Here is an 11337-nt window from a genome sequence, read left to right as displayed (position 1 = left end):
TGGCGCGAACTTGGCGCGGTATAAGGGAAGTCCTACTGTCCTTGTGGAGACGGGTTCGAATCCGTCTGGCAGCACCCTTGGAAGAGCCCAAAGCGGTCTTGAAAATGGAGCGAGTTTCCGTGGACGCGAAATGGACTACCGTGATCAGTGCAAAATCGCCCAGTTCCGTGGTAGGCTTCGAATGTGGTTCAGAAAGGGGCGCTCGCGACAGCCCAGTGGGCAAGATTGTGCAAAGGTTTCGCAGTCAGGAGATATCGGGGATGCTGCCTTGGGACTTCCATTCGATAACTCCGGTGCGAATCTGGCAGCAAATGATGGGGGATCGGCTTGGAGACCATCAGTCTAACATTGCCCATGATGGTCGTTCTCGGCCTACTTCTGTTCACGGTCATCCTCTTTGTCTCCGAGGTCGTGCGCATCGACTTTGCGGCGATCCTCGTGATGGTTCTCTTGGGATTGCTGAGTCAGGTGCCTGGGCTAGGCACGCTTGCCGATGTATCGCGCCTCTTCGATGGTCTGGCCTCGAATGCTGTCGTGTCGATCATAGCGGTGATGATCATCGGGGCCGGCCTTGACAAGACCGGAATGATGAACAGCGTCGCGGCTCTTATCCTGAGGCGCGGCGGTAAATCCGAGGCACGTGTCGTTCCGATCGTTTCGGGAACGGTGGGCGTGATATCGTCCTTCATGCAGAACGTGGGCGCAGCCGCGCTCTTTTTGCCTGTGGTCAGCCGGATTTCTGTCCGCACCGAAATCCCGCTCGGACGTCTGCTGATGCCTATGGGCTTCTGCGCCATCCTCGGGGGCACGATGACCATGGTGGGCTCGTCGCCCCTCATCCTGTTGAACGATCTGATCTTGAACGCCAACCGGGCGCTGCCGGAAGACCAGCGTATGGAAACCTTTGGTCTCTTCTCCGTGACGCCTATCGGACTTGCGCTCGTGGCAAGCGGCATTCTCTATTTCATGCTGCTCGGACGGTGGATACTGCCCGGACGGGCTGCCGAGGGCGACGCCACAAGCGGTCGGTCGGTCAAGGAGTATCTCAAGACGATTTATGGCCTGAAGACCGACATCTTCGAGATCACGATCCCCGCCGGCAGTTCCTGCGAAGGCAAGACCTTTGACGACCTGATGAAGCACTACCATGTCTACATTATCGGCAGTGCCTATCAGGGTAAAACGTGGTTCGCGCCCGTCATTCAGACCGAGATTACGACGCCATGCCGGCTGGCATTGCTGGGGCGGGAAAAAAACATTCGTGAAATGGTCGAGGAGCAGGGCTTTGAATTGCACCCCGATCTTGATGTCTTTGCCGAGATGTGCGCGCCGACGCGCTCAGGGATCGCAGAAATGGTCATTCCACCGGGATCGTCTGTGATCGGCAAATGCGCCCACGAACTGGTGTTTCGGAAGACTTATGGTGCAAGCCTTCTCGCCATCCACCGAGGCGAGGAGACGATGAGCCTCGTCGCAACTGCCGAGCACGCACCGACTCAGGTCGGCGAGGTTCCGTTTCTGGCGGGGGACACGCTGGTCATCCATTGTACCTGGGACGCTCTGACCCGCCTCACGCGGGACCGGAACTTTGTCGTGGTAACCTCCGAGTTTCCACGCGAGGAGCTCCGCCCGACCAAGGTCGGCTGGGCATTATTCTTCTTCGCAATCGCGCTCGGGCTGATCCTGCTTACCGATCTCCGCTTGTCACTCTGCCTGCTGACCGGAGCAGCGGGTATGGTCCTCACGGGCGTCATAGACATCGACGAGGCCTACGAGTCGATCAGCTGGAGCACCGTCTTTCTTTTGGCGAGCTTGATCCCGCTGGGGCAGGCGGTCCAGTCCACCGGAACGGCGGCGTGGATCGCGCAAGAGATCATCCGCCTGCTCGACGGATGGCCGCTCTGGTCACTCCAGGCGGGGCTTGCCATCCTTGCAACGATCTTCACGCTGATCATGTCGAACGTCGGCGCGACCGTCCTTCTGGTGCCGCTCGCGGTTTCTATCGCCATTGCCGCGGGAGGAAACCCCGCTCTCTTCGCACTCACGGTGGCGATCTCCACCTCAAACTCATTCTTGATCCCAACGCACCAAGTCAACGCGTTGATCATGGGACCAGCGGGCTACCGGGTGATCGACTTCATCAAGAGCGGCGGGATAATGACGGTTCTGTTTCTCGTGGTCTCTTTGACGATGCTGAACGTCGTGTTCTGAGGACGGCTCAATGCGGGCCCCATCGTTCAAGGGGCGCAGCTTCCTTCTTTCGACCTGCTGTGTTCTGGCGTCGTGAAAGACAATTGGCTTTCTTGGCTACTGCGGCCCGGCTGGTGGAGGTCAAAGACTGGACTTTCGCTGTGTAAAAGACCGCTTGATATGCGCGATCGCCGCATTCACGGGCTCGCTCGGCGTCCGCGAGGCGTACAGACCGAGGGAATAGGGCGGCAACTCTGGCAAGCCGTAGCCACGGTCCGTCGGCGCAAGCTTGTGGCGGCCTCATCCCAATACACGAAGGCCGTAACGGACATGGCAAGTTAACGTGGCAGCGCCGCCGTGGCAGTTCCTCGGCTCAAATGGAGGAAAAAAAATGTATTCGAAAGGCTCTTTTCGTTGACAACCGACAGCGGGAGGCTTGAAGCTAAGGCAGTGGAAATCCACCCTCCGAGCCATTCAGCGCGGAGGAACTAAGATAGTTTTAAGCTTCATTGATGACTGAAATCGATCAAGTCTGGGTGATATTCTGCGCAACGCTGATTTTCATGATGCAAGCCGGCTTCATGTGTCTCGAGGCAGGTATTACTCGCAGCAAGAACAACATCAGCGTTGCGATAAAGAACATCAGCGATCTGTCGATCTCCGTGCTGCTCTTCTGGGCAATCGGCTACGGATTGATGTTCGGAACAAGCTTCGGCGGTCTGATCGGCACATCGGATTTCGCATTTGAAAAGCTGGACGCCAGCGGCGCCTACGTACAGTTCATCTTTCAAGCGATGTTCTGCGGGACGGCGGCAACAATCCTGTCCGGCGCCGTGGCTGAGCGTTCGGCATTTCACGCCTATCTTCTCATAACCGTGATCACCGTAACCTTGATCTATCCGATCTTCGGCCATTGGGCTTGGGCCGAGGATGCCGCTGGCGCGCCGGTCGGTTGGCTCAATAGACAGGGCTTCTACGATTTTGCGGGCTCGGGCGTGGTCCACGCCGTAGGCGGTGGTGTCGCGCTGGCCGCGATCCTGATCATTGGCCCGCGCGAGGGCCGCTTTCTGGACAGCGGACAGCCGCGACGGTTCAACGGATCGAACCTGCCTTTAACGATGCTGGGCGTATTGCTTATCTGGTTCGGGTGGTTCGGCTTCAACGGCGGCAGCGCTGGGGGATTTACCACTGAAGTACCGGGATTGCTGCTCAACACTATCGTCGGCGGCGCAGGTGGCGTACTGACGGGTCTCGCCATCTCCTGGACGATGGAGCGCAAGCCGAGCGTCTTCTACGGCATGAATGGCGGTCTTGCCGGGCTCGTCGCGATCACGGCGAGCTGCGACTTGATCTCGGTGCGAGAGGCGATTGTCGTAGGGTCGGTCGGAGGGAGCATCGCCTTTTTCGGCGACAAGGCGCTGGAACGGCTACATATCGACGACGTGGTCGGAGCGGTCCCGGTGCATTTCCTGTCCGGCCTTTGGGGGCTTGCGGCGGTCGCCATCTTCGGTTCCGATCAGCTTGGCTCAGGGGTAGGCGAGCAGCTCGCAATGCAAATGACGGGGATCGTCGTGCTGATCGCCCATGCCGTAGCGGTGCCGCTAGGCTTGCTCTGGTCAATCAATCAAGTGATCCCGCTTCGGGTTACCCAACATGTCGAAACCATCGGGCTCAATGTCGGCGAGCACGGTGCCAACACCGACCTCAACGAACTTTTCGAGGTCATGCAACGGCAAGCCCGTAACCGCGACCTTTCCGAACGCGCGCCGCAATCCCCTTTTACCGAAGTCGGTCAAATCGGTCTGTTTTACAATTCGGTGCTGTTCGAACTCGAAAGGTCCTTTGACCGAGCAGAAAGGCAACAGGCTGAACTGGAGCTAGCGTTGGCGCAGAAAAACGAGCTTCTGGAAAGCGTTTTGCCGAAGCGAATTGCGGCTCGCATTAACGGTGGCGCCGAGCAGATCGTAGATCAGGTCACGGACGCGACCGTCGTATTCGTCGATATCGTCGATTTCACGGAATATTCCGCGAGCGTGCCGCCGGAGGACTCGATCGCCCTCCTCCGCGACCTCTTCGGCAAGTTCGACACTGTGATCCAGCATTATGACCTTGAGAAGATCAAGACCGTGGGCGACAGCTATATGTATGTCGCAGGTGTGATGAATGACGATGCTGATCATTGCGCAGTCGCCATAGATGCAGCTCTGGAATTGCTGTTCCAGACAAGACAGCACGGACTTTCAATGGGACGGGACCTGCAAGTGCGCATCGGTGTGCACAGCGGCCCGTTGGTGGCCGGCGTGGTTGGCGAATTGCGCTTTGTCTACGACATGTGGGGCATGACGGTGAACCTCGCCTCTCGCATCGAAGAGGCCGGCCAACCGGGAAAGATCTCGGTCAGCGAGGCGGTGATCGACAGGATCGGCACCGAATTCATCTATGAGAAACAGCGCCGCGTCAGGCTTAAGGGCATCGGGTCGACGGTGCTCTTTTCCGTCGAGGGGCGACGGCAGACCATGCAGCAAAAACCGTCGCGTTTTTTCAAGCGCAACAGGTCAGTCGATGCGCGGTAGTTGCAGCGAGCCAAGGCAGGTTGAACAACCCACGCGTACCGAGCCCATCAGCCGATGATGGAAACCGGCGGCATCTCTGAAGACTTGGTCTTCAACTGGATCGGGCATCTTGGCGCGTTCTTCTACGTGGGTTCCTACGCCGCTCTCCAATCCGGGTTCATTCGAGGGTCGAGCTATACCTATGCGCTGCTAAACCTGACTGCGGCATCTTTGGTTCTCATCAGTCTCGTCAACGCGTTCAATCCCGCCGCTGCCACGATTCAGGTTTTCTGGATTTGCATTAGCCTCGTCGGGATGGCTCGCCTCTTTTATCTGAGCCTGAAGAACGATTTTTCGACGGAGGAACGCGAGATGATAGATGATGTCTTTCCCGCAATGCCTGTCCCCATGGCGCGACGCCTGCTGAACTTGGGGCGGTGGTCCGACGTTCCGGCCGGCACCGTCCTTATAGAAGAAGACGTCCCCGTCGAGGAATTGTATTACATCCTCACGGGCGAGGCGCTGGTGATCGCAAAAGGTCATGTCGTTGCGGAGATCCGGCGCGGTTTTGTCGGAGAGCTCAATGTTTTATCGGGCGGGCGGGCTTCTGCGCGGGTCGAGGTGGTAGAACCGGTGCGCGTTTTCACACTCTCCGGCGCTGACATAATGGCGCTTTGCAAGAACGACGATGAGATACGACTTCATGTCGAGCAGTGGCTGCGGGCGTCGGTGGGCCGTAAGCTCGTGGATGCCAATATGAGGCTTTTGCAGGCAAACAACCGCGCCACATCGGAGGCGTTCCCAGCCTCGGAATTCTAGGGCAAGCCCCTTCCGCTGCGTCAGGTTGCTGAACCGTCCATCTGCATAGGTCCGGCGCTGGGCTGTTCGATGAAACCTTCATAGAGCTCAGGTCGCTTGCGGTGCCCGTCTACGAGTCGTTGAGCGATCAAACGGATCAGATAATGACCGAATTCCGGATGCTGCCGATTCAGCATCATGAAGCTTTTCTCGTCGATGGAGAGGATCGAGCAATCTCCCTCGCAAATCGCCGAAGCGGTTCTCTGCCCGGCATCGGAGAAATAGGCCATCTCGCCGAATATCGTCCCTTCCAAAAGCCGTTCGCCCAGTTCAGGCAGAAGAACCGTACCGCGTTCGAGATAGTAGATGCGGTCCGGCACGTCGCCGCGGCGGAAAACGACATCACCATCCGAAAACCTTGTCGGGCGAAGAAAGGGTCTTAGGGCATCGACGGGATTGACGATCCGGCTGGCAGCTCGCATCCGGCGCAAGCCCAGCAGGATCTCGGCAAGACGGTAAGCATTTAGCGGCAGGAGCCCCAAATGCAGTGCGAGCATCGGGTATACTGGCGTCAGCGCCCCATAGGTAATGAATGCCACGTTTGCGCCCAGTGCGACGCAGCGCAGCGGAAACATACTGCGCATGGAATATGCGGCAAGCGTCAGCAGCGCCCCCAGCCACCCAAATACCTCTAGAAACGGCATTCGGCCTCCTTCACGTGGATAGATGCTTGGCCGGCGAACCTCGGAGGATCGAACAGCGCCGTAAACAGGGCTTAGGGTTACTTGCGACTGCTCTGGGGCGGTTTTGTGTGGACCTCGGCCTCGACAACGTAAGCACTTTCTTGAACTCCAAGTGGTTCGACAGGTTCAGCCCTTCACCGAGATAGTCGGCCCAGGTACTTGGTGATGAAATCAACCTAAAAAAAGCCGTCCGATTTCTAGTCGAACCTCTTTACCAGATATAGTTAACACGCCTTCGTGCCCGTTCGGCAAGCATGTCCTCGACATCACGACAGCTCCGTGGGAACCGGAAGTGGAGCCAGACGACCTGCCGATGTATCTGCTGGTGTCGAAGCCATACAGCCTAGGATCGGTTTCAATGTCTTCGGTTATCCGCGTTTAGCCTCCGAAACGCCTCTACAAAGCACTATCACAGCTCGACGTTTATGGCAGCTGCGTCCGCGACCCGGTCATTTCTCGATTTTTCGCCAGCGTCCGCTCCGGATCGAAGCGGTAATTGAGAGCTGGAAGTCCCGCTTTCCGTGACCGAACGACTGCTCAACGGCACTTAGTCGTCATTTGAGGGAAATACTCAGATGTCGGAGTTGAGCCCGTAGCGGACATTGTCCTTAGGGTCAGGACTCATTCACATTTCATAGCCAGAACATGACGGTTGCGGCTAACGAGATGGCTGAGAGGAAGGTCACAAGTGTCGCGGACTGATGCAGGAGCCATTCTACAAGGCTTGTTTCCCAGCCATGCAGTTCGATCCGAAGAAAAATTCGGTCGCCGAGTTCCACACCTCACGGAAAGGCTTCCGGATCGCCACGTCGATGCAAGGCACGATGACAGGCAAGGGAGGTGATATCGTCGTTATCGACGATCCCATGAAGGCGCAGGACACGCATTCTCAAGCTGCCCGCGACGCGGCCTTTGAGGTCTACCAGAACACCATCGCCACGCGTCTGGATAACCCAAAAACCGGAACCATTGTGGTAGTAGGTCAACGGTTGCATGAAGACGATCTTCTGGGCCGCCTGAAGCAAAGCGGTGCCTGGGAAGTCCTGAGCTGGCCCGCGCTTGCACTCGACGAGCAGCCTTTCGATCTGGGCGACGGCATGGAGTATCGGCGCCAACGCGGCGAGCCGCTTGATCCTGACCGGTTCGGGCTGGACGAGTATGCCAAGATCCGATCCGAGATCGGTCACCTTGCCTATGAGGCGGAGTACCAGCAACTTCCGGTTCTGCCGGGCGGCAACCTCATCAAGCTTGAATGGTTTGGTGCTTACGACAAAGCTCGTCCTCGAGCGCAGTACGAAGCCGTCGTGCAAAGCTGGGATACCGCAGCCATTCCGGGCGAGTCGAACGACTACACCGTCTGCACGACGTGGGGCATTATCGGTAACTACGTCGACTTGCTGGATGTCTACCGGCAGCAACAGCTTTATCCGGAAATCCTCTACGCGGCACTCGCGCTGAGAAAGAAATGGAAGCCGAACCTCATCGTCATAGAGAAAGCGGTTACCGGGCTGTCGTTAAAACCCGATCTCGTGAAGAAGGGCGTCAGAGAGGCGACGTGGCTTTCCCCAGAAAAGGGTAAGGTCGAACGCATGATCGCTCAGTCCGCCAAAATCGAGGACGGGCAGGTGCGTCTTCCCAAAGCCGCGCACTGGCTAGAAGGGCTAAAGGCGGAAGTGGCCTCCTTTCCGAAAGGGAAACATGATGACCAGGTTGACAGCATGTCCCAATGCCTGCGCGCTTTGGACTTCCCGCACCACACGATCCGGCACTGCAGCAGGTTCAAGGGGTGATCGGGCGCGAACGAGCGTTTTTGGCGCTGGTTTGTGAATTCATATTTGCACGGTGCCAAGTCTGTCTAGTGATAGATGGTGGAGATTTTTGATTAATTTCAATAAATTGAGCAATTTCGTGTGCAATGTATGTTCATGTTTTGATCGCAGAACTTAGTGCTGTCGGCGGCATGTTGCGGAGCTATTGACAGGTTGTGCCGTTCGCCGGTCGGCCCCTGATCCAAAAATCGAGCCGCGTCACCCCTCGTCAAGGCGGCTATCTTCAAGCGTCGTGAGATCCACGGTCGACGATCTCCAGTGCTCTGAGGGCAAACCGCTCCGCAAGCGGTGCAAATTTCGCGGCCTCGGGATCGTTCGACGTCCCGGCGTGGGCGCGGTCTGTGATGCCGACAAAGATTACCGCGAAGCGGTATAGCGCGAAGGCCTTGTGAAAAGCCAAAAGCGGTGCTGAACCGGGACGGGTCGCCATGTAGCGCGCGACGAATGCGTCTTCCGAAGGCAGGTGCATCGCCGCGAGATCATAACCAAGCAACCCGCCGTATTCATCGGGTGCTGTGTGCCAGGGCATGCAACAGAAGCCGAGGTCGGCCAGCGGATGGCCGAGCGTCGAAAGCTCCCAATCGAGGATCGCGACGACGCGCGGTTCTGTCGGGTGGAAAAGCATGTTGCCCAGCCGGAAGTCTCCGTGACAGAGTGCGATGGTGCCGTCATCTGGCGGCAGGTGTGCGCCAAGCCAGCCGTGAAGCCGCTCGATAGGGGCGATCGGACCGGAAGGTGAGCCGCGGTATTGCCTGTCCCAGCGGGTGATCTGCCGCTCGAAATAATTGCCCGGCTTGCCGAAATCGCCCAGCCCCACGTCCTCGGGCCGAACCGAGTGCATCGCCGCCATGGCGTCGGCCACCGCCATCCAGATCGTGCGGCGTTTGTCGGGGGCCATGTGCGAAAGTGCGGTGTCGGTCAGCACCCGTCCATCGACTCGCTCCATTAGGTAGAAGGGCGTCCCGATCGCGTCTGCCTCGTCGTGGTAGAGAACCGGCTCGGGGACCGGGACCGAGGTAGGGTGCAGCGCTTTCAGCACGCGGTATTCGCGGTCGATTGCATGCGCGCCCCTCAGGATCGGGCCGGCAGGTTGTTTGCGCAGCACCAGACGGCGCCCGGCCCAGTCGAGGAAATAGGACGGGTTCGACTGTCCCCCGTCGATCCGGCTCAGGTGGAAGGTGCCGTTCGTAGGCCCGAGGCGGTGTTCCAGAAGACTGGCCAGAGCTTCGGGATCGAAATCGGTAGGGCCATGCAGCGCGGTCGCCATTACGCGCTGTCCCACTGCCAGAAGTCTCTTTTCTGCTCCTGCAGGTGGCGGTTCAGCAGCATCTTGTGCACCTCATCGGCACCATCGACCAGCCGCGCCTGGCGGGCGTAGCGATAGATCCATTCGAGCACGGTATCCTTGGAATAGCCACGAGCGCCATTGATCTGGATCGCGACATCGGCCGCCTTGTGCAGAAGGCCCGCCACATGGATCTTGGCCATGGACACCTCTTTCTGGGCGTAACCGCCGCGGTCGATCTCCCAGGCTGCCTTCATGACCAGAAGGCGCCCGGTTTCGATCTGCATCGCCAGATCGCCAAGCATGACCTGCACACTTTCCCGCTCGGCGAGCCGCACGCCAAAGCCTTCTCGGTTGGCGGCATAGTCGGTGGCAAGCTCGACGCAGCGTTTGGCGAGGCCGAGCCAGCGCATGCAATGGGTCAGCCGTGCTGGGCCCAGCCGGGTCTGGGTGACCTTCAGGCCCCGACCTTCCTCCAGCAGCACATTTTCCGCCGGGATGCGCAGACCGTCGAACGCAAGTTCGCAATGTCCGCCGTGTTCTTCCGGCCCCATGATGGGGATCCGCCGAACGATCTCCCAACCGGGATCGTCGCGGTGGAACAGGAAGGCAGTGTGCCCCCGGCGTGGATCGTCGGCCGTACGGGCGAGCAGAATGAAATGCGCGGCCTCGCCCGCCCCGGTTATGAACCATTTCCGGCCTTCGACGATGTAATCATCGCCGTCGCGAGTCGCCGTCGTCAGCATCATGCCGGGGTCGGATCCGCCGCCCGGGTGCGGCTCGGTCATGGCGAAGGCCGATCGGACTTCGCCGCGCACGATAGGGGCAAGCCAACGCTCTTTCTGCACCTCGGTTCCCAGCGCTTCGAGCACCATCATGTTGCCGTCGTCGGGCGCGGCGGAGTTGAAACACACGGGCCCGAAGATCGACCGGTTCATCGCCTCGTAGCACACCGCCATTCCGACCTTGCCGAGCCCGCGACCGCCGTTCTCGGACTTGAGCTGAAGGCACCAAAGCCTCTCGGCCTTCGCCTTGGCGCGCATCTCGGCCAGCGGTTTGGCGGCGAGGTTTTCATGTGCGTCATAGGCGGCCGGATCGGCTTCCAGCGGGATCAAGTGGGTCTCGACGAAGGTTTCGATGCGGTCGCGAAGCTCGGCTATGTCGGGGGAAATCGTGAAATCCATGGGCACCTCAGAGACCGGAGACTAGGTGACCGCCATCGACGGCGATGATCGCACCGGTCATGTATGCTGCTTGGTCGGAGGCCAGCAACAGAAGCGGGGCATCGAGATCGGTCAGTCGTCCAAGACGGCGTTGCGGAATGCGCCGGATCAGAGCCTTGCCAGCATCGGTCGCGAAGAACGCATTGTTGATCGAAGTTTCGATGTAGCCAGGACAAAGCGCGCTCACGCGGATGCCATATCGCGCCCATTCGAGCGCCAGCGCCTTGGTCAGCTGCACGACGGCGGCTTTCGAGGCGGTATAGGCGGCGACGTGCCCGGCCACGCGCAACCCGAGGATGGACGCGATGTTGACGATCGCGCCGCCCTGTTCGGTCATGCCCCGTGCTGCGGCCTGCGCGACGGCGAAAACACCGGACAGATTTGTGTCGATGACCTGCTGGAATTCGTCGCGCGGCATGTCGAGTGCCGCGCCACCGCCAGCGATGCCTGCGTTGTTGATGACGATGTCGAACGCGGTGGCTTCGAACAGGGCCGCGACGCTGTCGTCCCGTGTCACGTCAAGCTCGGCCGCGTCGGCCGCGTGCCCTGCCTCGCGGAGCCTGTGCGCTTCGGCTTCGACGGTCTCGGCACGCCGCGCGGCCAGCGTGACATGTGCTCCGGCCTTGGCCAGGACGCCTGCGAAATGCAGCCCAAGGCCGCCCGACGCGCCCGTCACCAAGGCAAGCTTTCCGTCGAGTCTCAGCTCCATCCTGCCGC

The 11337-nt window shown here is 59.3% G+C and carries 8 protein-coding genes; 4 read left to right on the top strand and 4 right to left on the bottom strand.

All coding sequences use genetic code 11. From position 1 onward, the window contains the following. Nucleotides 1–354 precede the first annotated feature (354 nt). The 3 genes from RXV88_RS18800 to RXV88_RS18790 all read left to right on the top strand — a co-directional run bounded on the left by RXV88_RS18800 (nucleotide 355) and on the right by RXV88_RS18790 (nucleotide 5561). Complete coding sequence (locus RXV88_RS18800) at nucleotides 355–2211, top strand: SLC13 family permease (RefSeq protein WP_316295043.1); 1857 nt, start codon at nucleotides 355–357, stop codon at nucleotides 2209–2211. Between the two features lie 491 nt (nucleotides 2212–2702). Further along, nucleotides 2703–4763 carry an ammonium transporter gene (gene amt / locus RXV88_RS18795; RefSeq protein ID WP_316295042.1) on the top strand — a complete coding sequence of 687 codons (2061 nt, stop codon included), beginning with the start codon at nucleotides 2703–2705 and terminating at the stop codon, nucleotides 4761–4763. 54 nt (nucleotides 4764–4817) lie between these two features. Then, a complete protein-coding gene (locus tag RXV88_RS18790; RefSeq protein WP_316295041.1) occupies nucleotides 4818–5561 on the top strand; it encodes a cyclic nucleotide-binding domain-containing protein in 744 nt (247 codons plus the stop codon). Nucleotides 5562–5581: 20 nt separating this feature from the next. Here RXV88_RS18790 and RXV88_RS18785 read toward each other — a convergent pair whose 3' ends face one another. Then, nucleotides 5582–6244 carry a cyclic nucleotide-binding domain-containing protein gene (locus RXV88_RS18785; protein WP_316295040.1) on the bottom strand — a complete coding sequence of 221 codons (663 nt, stop codon included), beginning with the start codon at nucleotides 6242–6244 and terminating at the stop codon, nucleotides 5582–5584. A 740-nt stretch (nucleotides 6245–6984) separates the two neighbouring features. Between RXV88_RS18785 and terL the strand changes: the two genes are divergently transcribed. Next, complete coding sequence (terL, locus tag RXV88_RS18780; protein WP_316295039.1) at nucleotides 6985–8073, top strand: phage terminase large subunit; 1089 nt, start codon at nucleotides 6985–6987, stop codon at nucleotides 8071–8073. Nucleotides 8074–8335: 262 nt separating this feature from the next. Here the strand turns inward: terL and RXV88_RS18775 are convergent, their stop codons facing one another. From RXV88_RS18775 to RXV88_RS18765, 3 genes are read right to left on the bottom strand one after another with little or no spacing between them, the layout of a single operon-like run. Beyond that, nucleotides 8336–9379, bottom strand: coding sequence for a phosphotransferase family protein (locus RXV88_RS18775; protein WP_316295038.1), 1044 nt, complete (start codon nucleotides 9377–9379; stop codon nucleotides 8336–8338). Continuing rightward, nucleotides 9379–10581 carry an acyl-CoA dehydrogenase family protein gene (locus tag RXV88_RS18770; protein ID WP_316295037.1) on the bottom strand — a complete coding sequence of 401 codons (1203 nt, stop codon included), beginning with the start codon at nucleotides 10579–10581 and terminating at the stop codon, nucleotides 9379–9381. The genes RXV88_RS18775 and RXV88_RS18770 overlap by 1 nt, the downstream gene beginning before the upstream one ends. Before the next feature lie 7 nt (nucleotides 10582–10588). Continuing rightward, a complete protein-coding gene (locus RXV88_RS18765; protein ID WP_316295036.1) occupies nucleotides 10589–11329 on the bottom strand; it encodes an SDR family NAD(P)-dependent oxidoreductase in 741 nt (246 codons plus the stop codon). Nucleotides 11330–11337 lie beyond the last annotated feature (8 nt).

This window comes from Aestuariicoccus sp. MJ-SS9 (assembly GCF_032586235.1).
Lineage (GTDB): Bacteria > Pseudomonadota > Alphaproteobacteria > Rhodobacterales > Rhodobacteraceae > Aestuariicoccus.
This window is presented reverse-complemented; position numbering and strand designations above follow the sequence as displayed.

What these genes read in the sequence shown, in the direction of transcription:
- RXV88_RS18770 (WP_316295037.1), bottom strand. Translation starts at nt 10,581, where the DNA reads ATGGATTTCACGATTTCCCCCGACATAGCCGAGCTTCGCGACCGCATC.
- RXV88_RS18775 (WP_316295038.1), bottom strand. Translation starts at nt 9,379, where the DNA reads ATGGCGACCGCGCTGCATGGCCCTACCGATTTCGATCCCGAAGCTCTG.
- terL (WP_316295039.1), top strand. Translation starts at nt 6,985, where the DNA reads ATGCAGGAGCCATTCTACAAGGCTTGTTTCCCAGCCATGCAGTTCGAT.
- amt (WP_316295042.1), top strand. Translation starts at nt 2,703, where the DNA reads ATGACTGAAATCGATCAAGTCTGGGTGATATTCTGCGCAACGCTGATT.
- RXV88_RS18790 (WP_316295041.1), top strand. Translation starts at nt 4,818, where the DNA reads ATGATGGAAACCGGCGGCATCTCTGAAGACTTGGTCTTCAACTGGATC.
- RXV88_RS18785 (WP_316295040.1), bottom strand. Translation starts at nt 6,244, where the DNA reads ATGCCGTTTCTAGAGGTATTTGGGTGGCTGGGGGCGCTGCTGACGCTT.
- RXV88_RS18765 (WP_316295036.1), bottom strand. Translation starts at nt 11,329, where the DNA reads ATGGAGCTGAGACTCGACGGAAAGCTTGCCTTGGTGACGGGCGCGTCG.
- RXV88_RS18800 (WP_316295043.1), top strand. Translation starts at nt 355, where the DNA reads ATGATGGTCGTTCTCGGCCTACTTCTGTTCACGGTCATCCTCTTTGTC.